Annotated in this window: 17 protein-coding genes; 8 read left to right on the forward strand and 9 right to left on the reverse strand. The window is 70.4% G+C overall.

The window, feature by feature from the left end; genetic code table 11:
- Positions 1-35 precede the first annotated feature (35 nt).
- From BQ8420_RS15510 to BQ8420_RS15530, 5 genes are all read right to left on the reverse strand, one after another.
- The gene (locus BQ8420_RS15510) at positions 36-1,277 is read right to left on the reverse strand and encodes a Dyp-type peroxidase (RefSeq protein WP_087099743.1); all 1,242 of its coding nucleotides are present in this window, start codon (positions 1,275-1,277) and stop codon (positions 36-38) included.
- Positions 1,277-1,837: a copper chaperone PCu(A)C gene (locus tag BQ8420_RS15515; RefSeq protein WP_087099744.1), complete on the reverse strand. Its 561-nt coding sequence runs from the start codon at positions 1,835-1,837 to the stop codon at positions 1,277-1,279. Before BQ8420_RS15515 ends, BQ8420_RS15510 begins: the two co-directional genes overlap by 1 nt.
- A gap of 178 nt (positions 1,838-2,015) precedes the next feature.
- Positions 2,016-2,483, reverse strand: coding sequence for an Hsp20/alpha crystallin family protein (locus tag BQ8420_RS15520; protein WP_087099746.1), 468 nt, complete (start codon positions 2,481-2,483; stop codon positions 2,016-2,018).
- A complete protein-coding gene (locus BQ8420_RS15525) occupies positions 2,480-4,123 on the reverse strand; it encodes a BCCT family transporter (RefSeq protein ID WP_235006240.1) in 1,644 nt (547 codons plus the stop codon). Before BQ8420_RS15525 ends, BQ8420_RS15520 begins: the two co-directional genes overlap by 4 nt.
- Before the next feature lie 283 nt (positions 4,124-4,406).
- On the reverse strand, positions 4,407-4,913 hold the full coding sequence (locus BQ8420_RS15530; protein ID WP_235006279.1) for a MarR family winged helix-turn-helix transcriptional regulator: 507 nt from the start codon (positions 4,911-4,913) through the stop codon (positions 4,407-4,409).
- 230 nt (positions 4,914-5,143) lie between these two features.
- On the opposite strand from BQ8420_RS15530, the gene BQ8420_RS15535 reads away from it, so the two are divergent.
- The 4 genes from BQ8420_RS15535 (at position 5,144) to BQ8420_RS15550 (ending at position 9,821) form a co-directional block, all read left to right on the forward strand.
- Entirely contained in the window at positions 5,144-6,280 is a 1,137-nt protein-coding gene (locus BQ8420_RS15535) for a polyprenyl synthetase family protein (RefSeq protein WP_087099752.1), read from the forward strand.
- A gap of 93 nt (positions 6,281-6,373) precedes the next feature.
- Complete coding sequence (crtI, locus tag BQ8420_RS15540; RefSeq protein ID WP_087099754.1) at positions 6,374-7,840, forward strand: phytoene desaturase family protein; 1,467 nt, start codon at positions 6,374-6,376, stop codon at positions 7,838-7,840.
- The gene (locus tag BQ8420_RS15545; RefSeq protein ID WP_087099756.1) at positions 7,837-8,802 is read left to right on the forward strand and encodes a phytoene/squalene synthase family protein; all 966 of its coding nucleotides are present in this window, start codon (positions 7,837-7,839) and stop codon (positions 8,800-8,802) included. Before crtI ends, BQ8420_RS15545 begins: the two co-directional genes overlap by 4 nt.
- An 11-nt stretch (positions 8,803-8,813) precedes the next feature.
- Positions 8,814-9,821 (forward strand): DUF5914 domain-containing protein, encoded by a 1,008-nt coding sequence (locus tag BQ8420_RS15550; RefSeq protein WP_087099758.1) that lies wholly within the window; start codon positions 8,814-8,816, stop codon positions 9,819-9,821.
- On the opposite strand, the gene BQ8420_RS15555 is transcribed toward BQ8420_RS15550, so the two are convergent.
- The gene (locus BQ8420_RS15555) at positions 9,785-11,359 is read right to left on the reverse strand and encodes an FAD-dependent oxidoreductase (RefSeq protein ID WP_087099760.1); all 1,575 of its coding nucleotides are present in this window, start codon (positions 11,357-11,359) and stop codon (positions 9,785-9,787) included. The two genes, BQ8420_RS15550 and BQ8420_RS15555, sit on opposite strands and share 37 nt — an antisense overlap.
- The gene (locus BQ8420_RS15560; protein WP_087099762.1) at positions 11,356-12,102 is read right to left on the reverse strand and encodes a class I SAM-dependent methyltransferase; all 747 of its coding nucleotides are present in this window, start codon (positions 12,100-12,102) and stop codon (positions 11,356-11,358) included. The genes BQ8420_RS15555 and BQ8420_RS15560 overlap by 4 nt, the downstream gene beginning before the upstream one ends.
- A 64-nt stretch (positions 12,103-12,166) precedes the next feature.
- Here BQ8420_RS15560 and BQ8420_RS15565 point away from each other — a divergent pair, with 64 nt between their 5' ends.
- From BQ8420_RS15565 to BQ8420_RS15580, 4 genes are all read left to right on the forward strand, one after another.
- Positions 12,167-13,384: a lycopene cyclase family protein gene (locus BQ8420_RS15565; protein ID WP_087099932.1), complete on the forward strand. Its 1,218-nt coding sequence runs from the start codon at positions 12,167-12,169 to the stop codon at positions 13,382-13,384.
- A gap of 193 nt (positions 13,385-13,577) precedes the next feature.
- Positions 13,578-14,231 carry a DUF4383 domain-containing protein gene (locus BQ8420_RS15570; RefSeq protein ID WP_087099933.1) on the forward strand — a complete coding sequence of 218 codons (654 nt, stop codon included), beginning with the start codon at positions 13,578-13,580 and terminating at the stop codon, positions 14,229-14,231.
- A 5-nt stretch (positions 14,232-14,236) separates the two neighbouring features.
- On the forward strand, positions 14,237-15,709 hold the full coding sequence (locus BQ8420_RS15575) for an SDR family oxidoreductase (protein ID WP_200815952.1): 1,473 nt from the start codon (positions 14,237-14,239) through the stop codon (positions 15,707-15,709).
- A gap of 119 nt (positions 15,710-15,828) precedes the next feature.
- A complete protein-coding gene (locus tag BQ8420_RS15580) occupies positions 15,829-17,964 on the forward strand; it encodes an MMPL family transporter (protein ID WP_087099934.1) in 2,136 nt (711 codons plus the stop codon).
- On the opposite strand, the gene BQ8420_RS15585 is transcribed toward BQ8420_RS15580, so the two are convergent.
- Both BQ8420_RS15585 and BQ8420_RS15590 read right to left on the reverse strand, forming a co-directional pair.
- On the reverse strand, positions 17,961-18,746 hold the full coding sequence (locus tag BQ8420_RS15585) for an aminotransferase class IV family protein (protein ID WP_087099766.1): 786 nt from the start codon (positions 18,744-18,746) through the stop codon (positions 17,961-17,963). The genes BQ8420_RS15580 and BQ8420_RS15585 overlap by 4 nt on opposite strands.
- 52 nt (positions 18,747-18,798) lie before the next feature.
- Positions 18,799-19,506: a GntR family transcriptional regulator gene (locus tag BQ8420_RS15590; RefSeq protein WP_087099768.1), complete on the reverse strand. Its 708-nt coding sequence runs from the start codon at positions 19,504-19,506 to the stop codon at positions 18,799-18,801.
- Positions 19,507-19,624: the final 118 nt, after the last annotated feature.

Below are 19,624 nucleotides of genomic sequence, written 5' to 3' on the forward strand. Positions count from 1 at the left end.
GAGAGGGGCCGCCCCATCGCTGTTCCGGTGGTTCCTCAGCCCTTCCACAGGTTCTGGCCGACGAAACCGCCCTCCTCGCACCCGGGCGGAACGGCGTAGACCGCGGAACCCACCGCGCTCACCCACTCGTTGAGCAGGTCCAGTTCGTCCAACCGGCGTTGGATGGGCACGAACCGTCGCACCGGATCGGACTGGAAGCACACGAACAGCAGGCCCGACTCTCCGGACGCGGCGTCGTCGTAGTTGTAGCCCCGGCGGAACACCCGTTCCTCGGGGTCCTCGGAGCGGGCCCGACGGATGTGCGCGAAGTCCGCGATCACGGTGAGCCCGCCGGCGTCGGTGGCGGTGAAGTCGGGTTCGTCGTGCTCGTTCTCCCCGGTGAGCGGGGAACCGTCGGCCAATCGGCGTCCGATCACCGCCTCGCGGGCGGGACGGTCCAACTCGTCCCACGTGTCCAGGTGGGTGGCGATCCGGCGCAGCACCAGCGACGTGCCGCCGGTGAGCCACCCCGGGCCGTCCTCGGACCACACCAGATGGTCGAAGTCCTCCGTTCCCGGCACCGGGTTGACCGTTCCGTCCACCTGGCCCATGAGGTTGCGCATGGTGGCGCCCTCCCGTTCCGAACCGTGGGCGCGGCGGAACCCGTCCTGGACCCACCGCGTCCGCGTATGGGCGCGGGCGTCCCGGAGCAGGACCCGCGCCGCGTGCGCCACGGTCACGGGGTCGTCCGAGCACACCTGGAGTAGCAGGTCGGTCTGGCCCCATTCCGAGCGCAGCGCGTCGTGTTCGAAGTCGGGCAGATCGGTGAGCCAGGACGGCACGGCGTCGGGAGCCACGCGTTCCACCAGACCCCGGCCGAACCCGAAGGTCACCGTGAGCCGGGCGGGCGTCGCCGCCAGCTCCGGTTCGGTGTCGGCGAGCGCGCCCTCGCCCCGGCTCAATCGGGCCACGTCGTCACCGAGCAGGGACAGCAGTCGGCGTACCCCTTCGGCGTCGGTGTCGGGTGCCAGGTCCAGACCGAGGAGGCGGACGTTTGCCTGTGGCGGGGTCTCGATCCCGGCCTGGTGGGTTCCGTGGAAGGGCACGGTGTCCTCCCCGTGCGGCGGGGGAGGACCCGCCGGTTCGGGCGTGGGTGCGGTCGAACGGCCGGCGACCGCACCTCCCAAGGCCCCGACCCCGGCGGTGGCGCCGGCCAACAGCAGGCCTCGACGGCTCCACCGGCCCCCACCGGACCCGCCCGCCGAGGCGTCCTCGGCCCTTTCCCGCGGGCCGGTCATCAGTGATCCCCTCCGTGCTCCTCGTGGTCGCCCTCGTACTCCTCGTTGGCGCCCGCGTGCTCCTTGACCACCGCGGTGAACGTGGTGGTCGACCCGTCGGAAAGTTCCACGGTGACGGTGGACTCCGCGCCGGGCTCCAGGTCGGCGGTCAGCCCCATGAGCATGATGTGGTCCCCACCGGGTTCCAGTTGGAGCGTTCCGTTCGCCGGGACCGGGAACCCGCCCTCCCGTTCGCTCATGGTGGCGTCCGCGCCCTGGGTGGTGACCTCGTGCAGTTCGACGGTCTCGGCGTCTTCGTGGGAGGCGGCGACGACGGTGACCTCGGTGTCGCCTTCGTTGACCAGTGCGCCGAAGACCGCCGTCATGCCGTCCTCGATGGTGGCCGCCTTGATCCAGGGGTCGTCGAGTCCGAGGGAGCCCGCGGCGGGGGCGTTCTCGGTCTCCTCAGCGCCGCCCTCCCGGGCCTCGGCGTCGTCATCGGTACCGCCACCGCAGCCGGCGAGGGCCAGTGAGAGGGCCAGAGCGGCCCCCAGGGCACGGGTACGGGGGTGGACGGGCATGGTGGCCTCCTCGGGCGGGCCGCCGGACGCGGCCGTTCGCCAAGGGAGTCGGTCACGGCGCCCGTTCGGTTCCCGGAAGACGCGAACCGGCCCGGAACCGGCCCCGCACAGGCCGCGGGCCCCGCCGGAGATGGTCCTCCGACGGGGCCCGCCCGCATCGCACGTGCGCGGTCCGCTCTCAGCCGCGCCTGCGGCGGGAGACGTTGATCGTCCTGGCCTTGCGCTGGTTCGCGGCCCCGTGCACGACCACCTCCAGCAGCCCTTCGCCGTAGCTGGCCTCGATGTCCTCCTCGCGGACACCGTCGGGGAGGCTGATCTCCCGTCGGAACGTGCCCATGAACCGTTCCGAGGAGTAGTAGTCGACGTCGACCTCGTCACGACGGCGCTCACCGCTGATGGTGAGGACCCCGTGGTCGAAGGTGACCGCCGCGTCCTCTTCGAACACCCCCGGAACCTCGCAGCGGATCACCAGGTCCTGGCCACGGGCCAGGATGTCGGTGGGCGGGCTCCACGCGTCGGCGAATCCGCGTTCGCGGTCACCGGCCTGGCTGGTCTCGATCGACGACATGGTGTCGGAGATGCGGTTCATCTCCGTGATCATGTCGATGACCCCGTGGAAGGGGTTGTTGAACCTCTTGGCGCTCACGTGGCCTCACCTTCCCTAGGCGTGTTCTCGTCCCCGTCTTCTTCGGTCCGGCCGCGTTCGCGGTTGTCCACGCGGATGTTCCCGGAGCGTTCTCGCTGTTCGGGTGGGGGCCGGTCCTCGGCGCGCAGTCTCTTGGGCGACCCGGGTTTGGGTTCCTCGGCCAGTGACTTGAACAGGCCCCACACCATGAAGATCAGGATCACCGCGAACGGCAGACCGGTGACGACGGAGGCCGCTTGGAGCGCGTCGAGGGCACTGGCCCCGCCCAGCACCAACAAGATGAGTGTGACCGCCCCCTCGCTGATGGCCCAGAAGGCACGCTGGACCTTGAGCGGTTTGGTGGAGCCACCGTTGGTGAGCATGTCCACCACCAGCGACCCGGAGTCGGAGGAGGTGATGAAGAAGATCGCCACCACGAGGATGAGGAACAGCGACAGGATCACGGCGAATATCGGGCCCAGTGGCAACGCGTCCAGCAGGTGGTAGGCGGCATCGGACTCGTCTCCGTCCGTGAAGCCGCCATCGCCGAACAGCTCGTAGTACATGCCCGAGCCACCGAACACCCCGAACCACAGGACCGAGACCAGCACCGGGCCGAACAGCGCGCCGAGCACGAACTCACGGATGGTGCGCCCGTAGGAGATCCGGGCCAGGAAGATGCCGACGAAGGGCGCCCAGGAGATCCACCAGCCCCAGTAGAAGACGCTCCACGTGGTGGTGAAGGTCGCGGCGGTCTCATCGGCCATCGGGCTCGGGAAGGACATGCTCCAGGGGATCAGGTTGCCCAGGTATTCGCCCGCCCCGGTGACCATGGTGCTGATGATCCACAGCTTGGGTCCCACGGCGAAGATGATCGCCAGCAGGATGAAGGCCAACCACAGGTTGAGCACCGACAGCCGTCGCATGCCCTTGTCGATCCCGGAGACGACGCTGTACAGGGCGATCCCGGTGATGACGATGATGATGATCGACTGGGTGAACGAGTTGTTGGCGATGCCGAACACCTCGGACAGACCACTGTTGATCTGTAGGGTGCCCAGGCCCAGGGAGGTCGCCAGGCCGAAGATGGTGCCGAACACCGCAAGGATGTCCACCAGGTTGCCGGGCCAGCCGAAGGCCTTGTCACCCAGCAGTGGGTACAGCGCCGAAGCGGGCCGCAGCGGCAGGCCTTTGCGGAAGGCGAAGTAGCCCAGGGACATACCGAGCGCGATGTAGATCGCCCACGGGTGGAAGCTCCAGTGGAAGAAGCTGGAGGCGAGCGCCGTACTGGCCGCGTCGGCTTGGGGCACCGCCTCCCCGCCGCCCTCGGGCACGACGGGAGCCAGTGCCGAGTCACGCGGCTCGTGCATGTGGGTGACGGGCTCGGCCACACCCCAGAAGACCAGGCCGATGCCCATACCGGTGGTGAAGAGCATCGCGAACCAGGCGATGGTGCCGAACTCCGGTCGAGAGTCGTCCGGACCGAGCCGGATCCTCCCGAAGCGGCTCAGCATCAGGAAGATCGCCGCGCCCAGGAAGAAGGTGGTGGACAGGACGTAGAACCAGCCCAGCTGTGAACCGATCCAGTCGCGGGCCGCGCCCGCGGTGTCCAACAGGGGTTGGGTGAAGGCGATACCCAGAACCACGAAGACGAGGATCACGATCCCGGAGACCGCGAAGACCGGTGGGTTCGTGTGTTCTCGGATGTACCTGCGCAGGGTTGAGATGGTGGCTCCTTCCCAGCCCCGTCGGTCGGGGGTCGGGGGGGCCGGTTCCTGCTTCCGGCCATGGATGGGTCCCGTGGGATGGTAGAGGTTTTCTTCCCGGGGAGTAAAGCAACCATCACAACACGGAGAGCTCCAACAAAGGGGATCATGTCGGACATGCCGGATTCCAGGCAGGGTAGGTGAAGGAGGCCGAGGGGCGTGGGGCGGATCGGTGGGGTCAGCCCGCGCGGCGTGGGGAGCGCTGGGCGATGAGGCCTTCTAGGGTGTCGTTCGCCCTGCTCACCCAGTCCGCGATCACCTTCAGCTCGTCCACCGAGTAGTCCTCGTGCAGCGCGATCATCGCGTCGCGCATCCCGGGTGCGATCTCCGTGGCCCGTCGCTCCGCGCCTTTCACCAGCCGCACCGCGACCTTGCGCCGGTCCAGCGGGTGGGGTGTGCGTTCGACCAGGCCGTGCGCCTCCATCCGATCGATCACACCGGTCACCGAGCCCGTGGACAGGCACAGGCTGTCCGCGATCTCTCCGGGGGTCATGGAGCCGGCCACACGCAGCAGTGTGTAGCACTGGAAGTCGGTGGGGTTCATGCCCGAGCGCTCCGACATGCGGTGCAGCAACCGCACCAGCTGTACCGCCAGCTGTTGACCGTCGGTCTGCAGCGCTGTGTACAGGCCCGTGCGGGGGTCGGTCGTCTCGCCCTCGGGCTCGTGGGGTTCGCGGTGCTCCATGGTGGCCGTCTCCGTCACCGGTGCTTCCACCCTGGCGTCCTCGGCCTCTTCGGGCCCGGTGAGGCGGATTCTGGGCGGGGTGTTCATCCATCTCCCAGCGTCACGGTGATCGGGACCTCCGGTCACTGAGATCGAGTTTAGGGGGGTGCGAAGTGTTGGGTGGCCAGAGTCTACGCGATGTGTGATAGTTCGTTTTATGAGAATCAGGTAAAACGAGATAAATCGTCAATATGGCCTTCTCAAGGGAGAGTGTCATCGTCGACTTCAAGACGGAAGCACCGCGAACGGAGTGGCGACCACCGCCGACGGACCTCGGTGGGGTCCGCGTGGCCGTCGGCGACCTCCTGCGCCGGCATCTGAGCCCGCGGGTTCGCGAGGTGGATTTCCTCGACTCGGACTGCGGCCGTGAACTGGCCGAACGCATCGTCTCCTTCACCCTGGGCGGCAAACGAGTCAGGTCGACCCTGGCCTGGTGGGGCTGGCTCGCCGGAGGTGGCCCGGACCACGGGGCCGAGGCGTACGCGGCGCTCTCCGCGGCCTCCGCCTTGGAGGTGCTCCAGACCTTCGCCCTGGTCCACGACGACGTGATGGACTCCGCGCCCATCAGGCGGGGAGTCCCCTCCCTGCACGCCGCCCATGCCACCGACCACCGGTCACGTTCCTACCGGGGCGAACCGGCGCGCTACGGCGAGTCCATGGCGGTCCTGACCGGGGACCTCGCCCTGGCCTGGGCCGACGATCTGCTCCACGAGGCCCTCGACGCCCTGCCCACCAGAGGCGAGGCCCATCGTGTGTGGCGCGACATGCGCACCGAGGTGATGGTCGGCCAGTACCTCGACCTGCTTTCCCAGGCGCGCGCCGAACGTTCGGTGAGCGTCGCCCTGCGGACCGATCGGCTCAAGACCGCCTCCTACACCGTCGAGCGTCCCCTGCACCTGGGCGCCGTCATGGCGGGAGCCCCGGCCGCGATCATCGCGGCGCTGCGCGAGTACGGCGCCGACGTGGGCGTGGCCTTCCAACTCCGCGACGACCTCATGGACGTCTACGGTGATCCGTCCCGAACCGGAAAGGTGCCGGGGGAGGACCTCGCACAGGGCACGAACACGATGCTCCTCGCGTCCGGCATCGACCTGGCACGAGAACACGGGGACACCGCTGCCCTGGACCTGTTGGAAAGTGTCGGGGCCGCCCCGGTGAACACGACCGAAGTCGCACTCGTCCTCGACCGTCTGGGCGCACGCGACCTGGTGCGACGACGCTGCCGGGATCTGGTCGACCGGGGCGTGGCCCACCTCGCCCTCCTCGACCTCGACCCGGCCGTGCGCGCCGGACTGACCGGCTTCGCCGACAGCGCGGCGCGTACCTGAGCCCGAAGCCGAACACGTCCGGAAGTGGAATCTGTGAAACCTGCCCCGACCCCGAGCCGGCCTTCGGTCCACTCGCGAACCGGCCGCGCACCCGTGGTCCTCGTGGGCGCCGGACTATCCGGCCTCTCGTGCGCCCTGCACCTGCTGGGCGCCGGCCGTGACGTGGTGATCGTCGAACGAGAGGAGTACCCGGGCGGACGTGCCGGCCGCCTCGACATGGACGGCTTTCGGGTGGACACCGGACCCACCGTCCTGACCATGCCCGAACTCCTGGACGAGGCCTTCGCCGCCGTCGGGGAGAGCCTGCGCGACCGCCTCGACCTCGTACCGCTGGCCCCCGCCTACCGTGCGAACTTCGCCGACGGGGCCACCATCGACGTGCACACCGATCGCCGTCGTATGACCGCCGAGGTGGCCCGGTTCGCCGGAACACGCGAAGCCGTGGGCTACCTGCGCCTGCGCGAGTGGCTCACCCGCCTGCACGAGGTGGAGATGCGCTCGTTCATCGACACCGACTTCGACTCGCCCCTGGAGCTGCTCGGCCCCGACCTGGTCCGGCTGGCCGCACTGGGCGGTTTCGGTCGTCTGGCGTCCGCCGTCGGCCGGCACATCGAGGACGAGCGGCTGCGCCGCGTCTTCTCGTTCCAGTCCCTCTACGCCGGGGTGGCTCCCGAACGCGCCCTGGCCGCCTACGCCGTCATCGCCTACATGGACACCATCGCGGGCGTCCACTTCCCGCGAGGCGGGATGCGTGCGATCGGCGAGGCGATGGCCGGCGCCGCCGCCAAAGCGGGGGCGCGGCTGCGCTACGGCGAGTCCGTGACACGCCTGGAACGGTCGGGGGAGCGGGTCACAGCGGTGGTGACCGACCAGGGTGAGCGCCTGGCCTGCGACCAGGTCGTGCTGACCGTTGACCTGCCCGCCGCCCACCGTCTCCTGGGGCGCCGGCCCCGACGCCTGGTCCCGCACCGTTTCTCGCCCTCGGCGGTGGTGCTCCATCTGGGCATCGACCGCACGTGGGAGCACCTGTCCCACCACACCATCTCCTTCGGTCGCCAGTGGGAACGCACCTTCGCCGAGATCATCGACCAGGGCCGCACGATGAGCGATCCCTCACTGCTGGTCACCCAACCCACCCTCACCGATCCCTCCCTGGCCCCGGACGGCCACCACCTGCTCTACGTCCTGGCGCCCGCGCCCAATCTCGACGCGGGCGACATCGACTGGGATCGGGAGGGTTCGCGTTACCGGGACGAACTCATCGGAACCCTCGAAGAACGCGGGCTGACCGGGCTCGACGCCTCGATCCGCGCCGAGCGGATGGTCACCCCCGCCGACTGGGCCCGCCAGGGCATGGCCCACGGCACCCCGTTCTCCCTGGCGCACACCTTCGCCCAGACCGGCCCGTTCCGGCCCCGCAACGTCATGGCCGGTACCACCAACGCCGTCCTCGCGGGTTGTGGCACCACTCCCGGCGTGGGTCTGCCCACGGTGCTGATCTCGGGAAAACTGGCGGCCGCGCGAGTACTGGCCGCCTCGACACGACGGGGACGACGATGAGCACGGCCACCGCCGAACTGAACGCGGCCGGGATCACCTCGGAACGTCTGCGCGACGATTACCTGCGCTGCCGGGACCTGCACGCCCACCATGGCCGTACCTACTACACGGCCACCCGGGTGCTGCCGCCCGAACGCCGCCCCGGCATCCACGCGCTCTACGGGTTCGCCCGCTGGGTGGACGACATCGTCGACGAACCGGGCCCCGGGGTCACCGTCGAGGACCAACGCGCACGGCTGGACCGCGTCGACGCCGATCTGGCCCTCGTCCTGGCCGGAAGCGAACCGGAGGAACCGGTGCTGCGCGCCTTGGCGCACACCGTGGACCGCTACGAACTGCCGGCCGAGCACTTCACCACCTTCATGTCCTCCATGCGCATGGACTTGGAGGTGACCGAATACCGCGACCTCGATCACCTGCGCGAATACATGTACGGCTCGGCCGCGGTGATCGGACTCCAGGTCCTGCCGGTCCTGGGCACGGTCACGCCTCGGGACGAGGCCGCACCGCACGCCGCCGCCCTGGGTGAAGCCTTCCAACTCACCAACTTCCTGCGCGACGTGGCCGAGGACCTCAGGCGCGGACGGGTGTACCTGCCCACCGACGTCCTCGCCGGACACGGGGTCGACCGCGCCCTGCTGGAACAGTGCACCCTGGCGCGGGCCCCGGATCCGCGGGTGTGCCGGGCCATCGCCGAACTGGTGGAGGTCAACCAGGACCTGTATCGCCTGGCCGAACCCGGGGTGGGGATGCTCGAACCCGTCGCCCGCCCGTGTGTCGCCACCGCCTTCCGGCTCTATCGCGCCATCCTGGACGAGATCGATGCGGCGGACTTCGACGTGTGGAGCGTCCGCCACCGGGTGTCCGACGCCCGCAAGATGGTGGCGGCCGTGCCCGCTCTGGCCCGCTCACTGTGGGCGAGGGCCGTCCCGCGACCCCGGGACGGCGGTTCCACTCCCTGAGGAGAACGCAGATGCCCCTGCCCGACCCCGAACCCCGACGGCTCCCGCTGCGCCGTATGCCCAAAGACGCCTGGTCCCGACAGGAACCGACCTGGCGGGAGGCGTCCCCGGGTGTGATCGGTGCCGCCCTCAAGCGTGCTCTGGGCCGACCGTCCGGAAACTGGTACGTCCTGGCGGCGTCCGAGGAGGTGCGCTCCGACCGACCCTTCGGTCGGATGGTGGCCGGCACCGAACTGGTGGCCTGGCGCACCTCTGACGGGTCCGTGCACGCCGGCCCGGGGGCCTGCCCGCACCTGGGAGCGCCCCTGTGCCGGGGTGCGGTGGACCAGGGCCGCCTGGTGTGCCGCTGGCACGGGTTGTCCCTGGGCTCCGAGGGTTTCCCCGGCTGGAGCCCCTACCCCGCCCACGACGACGGAGTGTTGGTGTGGGTGCGCCTGGACCACGTGGGCGGTGAGGAACCGCTGGACGCACCCGTGGTGCCCGAACGTCCCGCGTCGGCTCGCAGCATCGCCGCGGTGGAGAGTCTGGCGGGTCGGTGCGAACCCGAGGACGTGGTCGCCAACCGGCTCGACCCCTGGCACGGTTCCTGGTTCCACCCCTACTCCTTCGTGGGATTGCGGGTCACCGAGATACCGAGCGGCCCCGATCCCGATCCGGACCGGATGGTGGTGGACGTGGGTTTCAAGGTGGCCGGTCGGTGGGGTGTGCCGGTACGCGCCGAGTTCGCCTGCCCCGAACCGCGCACGGTGGTCATGCGCGTCATCGAGGGCGAAGGGGAGGGCAGCGTGGTGGAGACCCACGCCACGCCGCTGGGCGTGGACGAACGCGGGGTGCCGCGCACCGCCGTCATCGAGGCGACGGTCGCGGCCTCCGACCGCACCGGTTTCGCGTTCGCGCGCAGGATCGCCGGTGCGGTCCGCCCCGTGATGCGCCTGACCGCCCGCCGCCTGTGGCGCGACGACCTCGCCTACGCCGAACGCCGCTACCTGCTGCGAGCCTCCGGGCGATGGCCCGGCTGACGCAGGGACCGGGCCAGGGCGCGCAACGGCGCGAACCGGCCCTGGCGGGGCACACTCCACACGGCGTGCCCCCACCGGCCCCACCGGGTGAGCAGGGCGTTGGCGGCCAGCACACCGCTGGTGGCCGCGCGTTCCATCAACGCCACCGGGAGGTCCACTCGTACGTGGTCCCCGGCCACCACCAGCCACGGGTCGGGCGTGGCCACCGTGCAACGTTCGCCGTGGCCGCCGGGTGGGAACAACGGACAGTCCTGGCGCAGTTCGTGGCGGGAGTCCACCACCCTCGCCTCACGAAGTTCGGGGTAGACCGCCAGGGCCTGTTTCCACAGCGACACCTGCTCGGCCACCGGATCGCAGCCTTGGGGCAGGGCGTAGGCGTGCAGTTCCACGACCGAACCACCGGTGCGCCGTGCCCAAGCGGCCGCCTGGTCCTCGTAACGTTCCAACACGCTGATGTTGTCCAGCGTGGGGTGCCCGGCGGTGCCCAGGAACGCCTGCCGGTGCGCGCGCACCGGTCGGTCCGTCCAGTAGCGGGAGACCAGGAACGGTGGTGCCGAAGGCAGCGCCGCCACCTGTTCCCGCCAGGTCCTGTCGCCGAGTGCGGGGGAGCGGGCCACCACCTCGCGCAGGCCGCCCGGGTCGGTGGCCAGCACCACCCCGTCGAAACGTTCACTCCGCTCCCGGCCCTGGTCGGTCCAGGACACCGTGGCCCCGCCCGGCCCTTCGGGGACGACGCCCTCCACCCGCGCTCCGTGGTGGAAGACCACCCCGGCCGCGCGCAGACGTTTGGCGAGGGGGTCCCACAGTGCCTGGGGAAAGGGTGAACGTGGCACGTCGAACACCAGTCCCTCGGAGGAGCCGAGGAAGTAGATGTGGAACATCACCGCCATCTCCGCCGCCGACAGGCGCTCGGGCTCGGCGAAGAAACTACGGCTGAACACCTCGAAGGCCAGGTGACGGGCGCTGGTCGGGAACCGGGTCACCTCCAACAGGTCACGAGCGCTCAGGTGGTCCAGGCGTTCGTACACACCCGGTACGTCCACGTCCAGTAGTTGGAGGGCGGCGGGCACGTTCACCCCGGCCAACTCCCGGACCGGGAAGCTTCGGCTGGTGGCGGTCAGTACGGCGGCGTTCCACGGCGGGGTGCTCGGAAGCCCGGAGAAACGGTCGGCCATACCCGAGGCGTGCACCAACGGGTAGTCCGTCAACGGCACCAGGGCGGAGATCTCGGGGTCGCCGTGACGTAGCAGCGTACGCAGGTTGTAGTACTGCCGGAAGAAGGCGTGGAAGCCGCGGCTCATCGTCGCCGTGGAGCCGTCGGCCAGGGTGGTCTCCCACCCGCGCAGCCGCCCACCCAGGCCTTCCTCGCGTTCGAGGACCGTCACCTCGATCCCGCGTTCGACCAGGGCGCGTGCGGTGGCGAGTCCGGCGATGCCGCCGCCCACCACCGCCACCCGGGGCGTGTGCTCCGGGCGTGGTCCCACGGGTTCGGGCGCCGGGAGCGCCTCGGCGGCGGAGTCGTGGACGTCACCGCTCACCAGGCGCCTCCCGGACGGGAACCGACGAAGGTGTGCGTGATCCCGTACTGCCAGCCCGTCAAGGGGGCGCTGGCCACCGACTCCAGCCCGATGGCCCGCATACGCGCGAGCAACTCCCGCCTGCCGTCGAACTCCAGCACACTGCGCCACAGGTAGCGGAACAGGTCCGCCCGCCCGGCCAACGCCCTGCCGGAGGGGATGATCACCCCCCAGCACACGGCCGTCCACACCGCCCGCGCGGACGGTGAATCGGCCACCGAGTACTCGTGCAGGGCCAGCCGGCCACCGGGACGCAATATCTCCAGGACCGACCTCAGCAGTGCGTCGGGGTCGGGCACGTTGCGGATCAGGTAGGCGCCGAGCACCGCGTCCGCCGGCCCGCCCAGTCGTTCGTGCGCCCAGGCGGAGGACAGTTCCTCGGCCCGGGCCCGATGGAAGACGACGTCGCCGTCCCAGGTCTTGGCCCGTGCGGCGTCGAGCATGCCCTGGGAGGCGTCCACCGCCACGATCCGGGCCTTGGGCGCGGCGGCGAGCAGCGCCGCGGTGGAGGCTCCGGTCCCACAGCCCAGATCCAGCAGACGCATCCCCTCGCCCCGGTCCGGCAACCGCAGCCGCCGCACGGACCTGCGCAGATCCCGGTGGTAACCCGGGTTGGCGCCGACCAATCGGTCGTAGGCGCCGGCCGCGTGATCGAACTCGTCGGTGACCGCTGCGGTCTTCATCCGACCCGTCGTGGTGGTCATGGCGCTCCCACGTGTGTTCGTCGGTGTTCTCGCGTTCTCCCGAGTGCCCCGGCATGCTGGGGCCATGACCGACTACGACGTGGTGATCATCGGCGGGGGAGCTGCGGGGCTCACCCTCTCCCATCGCATGGGCGCGGTCAACGAACGACGCGGGCGTCCCCTGCGCACCGCCCTGCTGGAGCCTCCGGTGGGAGAGCACACGCCGCCTCCGCGCACCTGGTGCTTCTGGGAACCGGACGGAGGTCCTTGGGACGACCTGTTGACGGCGCGGTGGCGCGACCTGACCGTGGTGGGGTCCGGCGGTACCGAGTACCGTTCCCCGGCCGATCCCTACGTGTACAAGATGTTGCGTTCGGCCGACATGGCCGCCCACGTCCGCGACCACGCCGACGAGCACCTGCGGACGCGGGCGCTGTACGTGACCGGACTGATCGACGGGCCCGAGCACGCGACGGTCCACGCCACCGGACCCGACGGTACCGAGACGACCCTGACCGCCCGCTGGGTCTTCGACTCCCGTCCTGCGGCCATGCCTCCGGGCGGGCGCACCACCCTGCTCCAGCACTTCCGGGGCTGGTTCGTGCGCCTGCCGCGCGAGACCTTCGACCCGGGGTCGGCCATCCTCATGGACCTGCGCCCGGAGCAACCCCGTACCGGCGTCGCCTTCGGCTACGTACTGCCGCTGTCCTCGCGTGAGGCGCTGGTGGAGTACACCGAATTCGGCCGCGCCGCCCTGACCACCGCGGAGTACGAGAAGGCGCTCACCGCCTACTGCGCCCAGGCCGGTCTGGGGGAGGTCGAGGTCGGCGCCACGGAACAGGGAGTCATCCCGATGACCGACGCGCCCTTTTCCACCCGGACCGGACGGCGCCTGTTCCGCATCGGCACCGCGGGCGGTGCGACCCGGCCCTCCACCGGCTACACGTTCAGCGGGGTGGCCCGACAGACCGCGGCGGTGGCCGAGGCCCTGGCCGCCGACCGGACACCGGTGCCACCGGTTCCCTACCGTTCCCGGCACCTGACCATGGACGCCATCATGCTCGCGGCGTTGGACAGCGGCCGGGTGGAGGGTGCCGACTTCTTCGAGCGGCTCTTCGCCGGTAACCGACTCGGCGAGGTGCTGGCCTTCCTGGACGGAACCTCCCGCCTGCCGAAGGAGTTGCGCATGGGTCTGACCACTCCGGTGGCGGCCATGACCCGCACCACCCTCGATCACCTGTGGCACACCCTGCGCACCCGCGTCGGCGCGTCCGGTCGGGACGCCGCAGGCGCCGACGGGTGATTCCACCGCCGTGACCTGCTGTTCCTCCCGGGAGGCGAGTGTCTTCTCGTCCGGTTGGGAGGGGTGCGTTCGGGGAATCCTGGATCACACAGCGGTGGACGTGGGACGGATCGCCCGCACCTTCCGGAGCCGCGTTCCCCTGATCGGTTCGATCCGGATCTTTCCGATTCCGGTCGGAGAAAGGGGCGGCAACATGCGACTGCACACCGAAAGACGGGCGGATCGACGACTCGATCTCGTCTACCGGATCGGTGCCGGGCTCACCGGGCTGATCCTGATCGGTTTCGGCATCGCGGGGATGATGATCAGGCTTCCGTTGTTCGACACCCAGGGCGAGGTGATCGCCGGACTGTCCACCAACGGGGCACTGAGCTTCCTCTCGATCGCCATCGGTTCGTTGTTGGTGGGCGCGATGGTGTTGGGCGGAACCTTCGCCTCCACCGTGTGCGTCGTGGTCGGTGTCGGGTTCATCGTCAGCGGCCTCGCCAACCTCTTCCTGATGAGCACCGACTTCAACATCCTGGCCTTCTCGATGCCCAACGTCATCTTCAGCTTCGTCGTGGGACTGCTGGTGATGACCTTCGGCATGTACGGCCGGTTCAGTGGCGGCCTGACCGAGGACAACCCCTACCGCATGCACCGGGAGTCCAAGCACCATGGCCGGGTGCCGGCGCCGCGTGCGGAGCACGAAGGTGCGTCGACCCGTGCCGAGGACGGTGCGCCGCGTGCTCGGGAAGGCGGTGACGACCCCGTGTACCGAGCCGGACACGAGGCCGGGCGCCGGGGCGCACCCGGCGGTGCGAGCGCGCTGAAGTCACCTGGTCGCCACCGTCGGACCGGCGAGTGAACGCCGTGGCCGAACCGGGCCGTCTGGCGCTGGTCACCGGCGCCAGCGGGTACATCGGTGGCCGACTGGTCCCCGAACTACTGGAGTCCGGGTACCGGGTGCGCTGCCTGGCCCGGAGCCCGGAGAAGCTCCGTGACCACCCCTGGCGGGAACGGGTCGAGGTGGTCCGCGGTGACGTGGTCTCGGGGGAGGGGCTCGTCGAGGCCCTGAACGGAGTCGACGTCGCCTATTACCTGGTGCACTCCATGGGCAAGGGAGGCGACTTCGAGAGCACCGACGCCCAGGGCGCCCGCACCTTCGCCCGGGCGGCGGGGGAGGCGGACGCGGGTCGGGTGGTCTACCTGGGCGGACTCGCTCCCCAGGGGCAGGAGTTGTCCGCGCACATGGCCTCCCGCAAGGAGGTCGCCGATCTGCTCCAGGCCGGGCCGGTGCCCACCGTGGTGTTGCGCGCCGCGGTGATCCTCGGTTCGGGGTCGGCGTCCTTCGAGATGCTGCGGCACCTCACCGAACGTTTGCCGGCCATGACCACGCCCCGATGGGTGCACAGCCGGGTACAGCCGATCGCCGTCCGCGACGTGCTGCGCCTGCTGGTCCTGGCCGACACGCTACCGGCCGACACCGATCGCACCTTCGACATCGGTGGACCCGAGGTGCTCGACTACACGGAGATGATCCAGCGCTTCGCCGCCGAGGCGGGTCTGGCCCGCCGGCTCGTGCTTCCGGTACCCGTCCTGTCACCCGGGCTGTCGAGTCTGTGGGTGGGGCTGATCACGCCGGTGCCGCCCGCCGTGGCGCGTCCCCTGGTGGAGTCGCTGCGCCATGACGCGGTGGTCGAACAGGACGAACTGTCCGACCTGGTGGACGACCACGAGCGGATCGGGTTCGATCGTGCGGTGGCGCTGGCCTTGCGCAGGATCGACGAGGACCGGGTGGACACCCGATGGTCATCGGCGGCTTGGCCCAGCGCCCCCTCGGACCCGTTGCCCACCGATCCCGATTGGTCCGGGGGCAGCCTGTACACCGATCGTCGTGCCCGGGTCGTGGACGCCCCGGCCGAGGACGTGTGGCGGGTGATCGAGGGGATCGGTGGGCGGCGGGGCTGGTATTCGTGGCCGCTCGCCTGGGCCGCCCGGGGCTGGATCGACCTGGCCGTCGGCGGGGTGGGGCCGCGTCGTGGTCGCCGGGACCCCCGACGCCTGCGGGTGGGGGACTCGCTGGACTCCTGGCGCGTGGAGGAGATCGTTCCTGGTCGGTTGCTGCGGTTGCGCGCGGAGATGCGGTTACCCGGCCCGGCCTGGTTGGAGCTGGGTGTGGCCCGGGTGGGAGGGCGCACGGTGTACCACCAGAGGGCGCTCTTCCATCCCCGTGGGCTACCGGGCCACCTGTACTGGTGGGCGGTGACGCCCTTCCACGGGGTGGTGTTCGGGTCGATGGCCGCCAACATCGCGGCCCGCGCCGAACACGACGCCGTCAAGTAGGACAGGCTGGGTGAAGAGGACCGGTCGAGGTGCGGTAACGTCATGTCGGAATTGCCTTGGATTCCAAGAAGATCCTTTTCCTAGGAAAACTCCTCTCGATCGCGGAAGGACACCCGACGGTGAGCACACGACTGGAACGCCCGACCCGGCGGTCACGCTGGTGGGTGGGGGCGGCGCTCCTGGTCGCCCTGGTGTGGATTCTCGGCGCGGGCCCTCTGGGGGCGTTCCTCGGCAAACTCGGCGAGGTCCAGACCAACGACCCCTCCGCCTTCCTCCCGGACGGCTCCGAGTCCACCGAGGTCGACCGCATCGCCGAGGACTTCGACCGCGCCGACACCGTCCCCGCCATCGTCGTCCTCTCCGGTGACGACGACCTCACCGAACCCCGACTCGGTGAGGTGGGCGTGCTCGCCGAACGCATCGGCGAGGAACCCTGGGCCGCCGAACAGGTCGTGGGCCCCATCCCCGGCACGGAGGACCCCTCCGTCGCCCAGCTCATCGTGCCCATCGACAACACCTACGACACCGGCGACTCCGTGGACGCACTACGGGCCCTGCTCGCGGACGAGGCCGTCGACGGGCTCGAAGCCCAGGTCACCGGTCCGGCCGGTTACGCCGCCGACCTCGTCGCGGCCTTCGGCGGCATCGACTCCACCCTGCTGCTGGTCGCCGTCGCCGCCGTCCTGGTCATCCTCATCGCGGTCTACCGATCACCGCTGCTGCCGATCCTGGTCGTCGTCGCCTCCCTGCTGGCCCTCGGCCTGTCCGGAGCCCTGGTCTATCTCGCCGCCGACATCGGCCTGGTCAGTCTGAACGGTCAGAGCCAGGGCATCCTCTTCATCCTCGTGGTGGGCGCCTGTACCGACTACGCGCTCTTGCTCGTGGCCCGCTACCGCGAGGAACTCGCCGCCCGTGAGCACGTGCCCGAGGCGGTCATGGCCGCGGTCCGCGGCGTGACCGGGCCCGTCCTGGCCTCCGGCGGCACCGTCATCCTCGGCCTCCTCTGCCTTTTGGCGGCCGACCTCAACTCCACCAGCAGCCTCGGCCCCGTGGTCGCCATCGGCATCGTCGCCGCGATGCTCTCCGCGATGACCTTCCTGCCCGCCGCCCTGGCACTGTGCGGCCGCGCCGCCTTCTGGCCCACCGCCCCGCACCACTCCCAGCACGAGGAGGGTCAGACCACGGACCGAGTCATCGAGCAGCACCCCTTCTGGGGGCGGATCACCCGCGTCGTCGCCGCCCGCCCCCGTGCCCTGTGGCTGGGCACCACCGCCCTGCTGATCGCCGCCGCCGTGTTCGCGCCCCAGTTCAGCGCCGAGGGCACCGGCCAGGACGAGGTCTTCCGCACCGAGGTCGAGGCCGTCGACGGGCAGGAAACCCTCGAACGCGGCTTCGGCACCGACTCCAGCGCCGCCCCCGCCATGGTGGTCGCCGACGCCGACCACCTCGACGAGATCATCGCCGCCGCCGAGGACACCCCCGGGGTGGAGACCGCCACGGCCATGACCGAGCCGGGTCCCCCCGGCGCCGAGGGTCCGGTCCTTCAGGAGGACGGGCGCGTCCTGGTCGAGGCCACCCTGGAAGCCGCCCCCGAGACCACCGCGGCCGTCGACACCATCCGTGACCTGCGAGAGAACGTGCGCGAGGTGCGGGGCGCCGATGCCCTGGTCGGTGGAGTCAGCGCCACCGACCTCGACACCCGCGAGACCGCCCAGCGCGACTTCACGGTCGTGGTGCCGCTGGTGCTGCTGGTCGTGTTCCTGGTGCTGATCCCGCTGCTGCGCTCCCTGGTGGCCCCACTGCTGCTCATGGCGGTCAACGTGCTCTCGTTCGCCACCGCGCTCGGCGTGGGCACCCTGGTGTTCGACCACGTCCTGAAGCTGCCCGGGGCCGACCCGGTGGTGCCGCTGTTCGCGTTCGTGTTCCTGGTCGCGCTCGGTATCGACTACAGCATCTTCCTGATGTCCCGGGCCCGGGAGGAGACCCTCGTCCATGGGCACCGGGAGGGCATCCTGCGGGCGCTCACCGTCACCGGTGGTGTGATCACCTCCGCCGGCGTGGTGCTGGCGGCGACCTTCGCGGCCCTCGCGGTGATCCCCCTGCTGTTCCTGCTCCAGTTGGCCTTCCTGGTCGCCTTCGGTGTGCTGGTCGACGCCCTGATCGTGCGTACCCTGCTCATCCCGGCGCTGTCCCTGGACGTGGGCCCGCGCCTGTGGTGGCCCGGCCGCGCCGGCCGGTCGAGAGAGAACCACTAAAGCGGGTCGCCCGCCAGTTCCCGATAGGCCCGGGCGAGCCTGCCCAAGGTCTCGGGACGGGGCAGATGCACACCGTCCACCGCCGCCACGGGGCGCACCCCCGTGGCGGCGTTGGTGATGAACGCTCCCGCCATCCGGGTGGCCGCGACCGCCGCGAGCGGGCGGGTGGAGACCGGGATGCCGAGCGTCTGAGCCGCTCGACCCACCAGCTCCATGGTCACCCCCGGCAGGCAGGGGGCCTGCGGCCACACCAGCCCCGATCCGTCCAGGAACCCGATGTTCCAGGTCGGGCCCTCCGAGAGCCGACCGTCCACTCCGACGAAGAGCGCGTCGTCGAACCCGTCCAGCTGCGCGGCGCGACGCTGCCGGATCGACCCGAACAGCGCGGTGCTCTTCACCGTCGGGCTGTCCCTGCTGTACGGACGGATGCCCAGGCGCACCGGTTCGGGTTCGGAGGTCGGCGCGGGCCGGGTGGAGACGAGGATCTGGGGAAGGGAACGGCCGGCCGGGTGGGCCAGGTCCAGGGACGGATCGTAGACGGTGACCCGCACGATCGAGGGGGAGGGGCGGGCGCGGGCCGCGCGCCGGGCGAGCTCCCGTACACGCGCGATGTCGAGATCGGTCCCGAAGAGGGCCGCGCAGTCACGGTTCAACCGTTCGATGTGCAGCGGTAGGCCGCGCACGCGCAGATCCGTGACCAGCATGGTCGTGAAGTGTCCGTAGCCCTGGAGGGCGAGGCCGGAGAGTTCTCCCGTGCTGACGGGACGTCCGTTCAGTTCCATAAGGGGCCCATTCTGGCACCTGGGACCCCGCCGAAGCGGGGAGTCGACCGGCTCAGTTCTTCGCGGTCCGCTCCATCTCGGTGAAGGCCGTGGTCAGCTGCTCCTCCGAGGTGGCCAGGTACTCCGACAGTTCCTCTGCGGCGGTCTCGGTGTCCCCGGCCGCCAACGCCAAGTGGATCCGCCGGTTCCACGGCAGGTAGGGATCGTGGAACTCCCGGGGCGCGGCCATCACGTGGAAGACCAGCCGCGTCTCGGCCAGGACCTGGCGCATGAACTCGTTGATCCGGGCGCTCTGGGCCAGTGCGCCCAACGCCTCGTGGAAGTGCATGTTGGCGCTGCCCATGCGCCACCAGTCCGCCTCGGCGCGCGCCGCCTCACCCGCTTCGACGGCCGCCCCGACCGCCCTGACGAGGGGTTCCGGTGCCCGCGCGGCGCCGCGCACGGCGGGTAGCTCCAAGGCTCGCCGGGCCTTGAACAGGTCCCGGACGTCCTCGCCATCGGGGTGGGCCACGAATACGCCCCGGTGCATGCGGTGCACCAGCAGACGCTCCCGGCTCAGCAACCGGAACGCCTCGCGCAACGTGTTCCGGGAGACCTCGTACTTGCGGCTGAGCTTCTCCTCGGACAGGCGCACGCCGGGTGCCAGTTCACCGTCGATGACGAAGGCGCGGAGCATGTCGGCGACACGTTCGGCCTGGCTGGTGGCGTGCACCATCGCGGGTGCCGGCAGCCGGTCGATGTGGTCGTCGGTCGCCGTCACACGTAGCTCCCCGCTGCTCGCCCGCGCCCGGCGGGGCGCGGTGGTGCCACCAATGTTACGCAGCGGAGTCGAGGAGTTTTTACCGGACTGCCCTTTATCGGCACCCGTCGATTGCAGT

It is taken from the genome of Nocardiopsis sp. JB363, from assembly GCF_900143625.1.
In the GTDB taxonomy this organism is placed as follows: domain Bacteria; phylum Actinomycetota; class Actinomycetes; order Streptosporangiales; family Streptosporangiaceae; genus Nocardiopsis.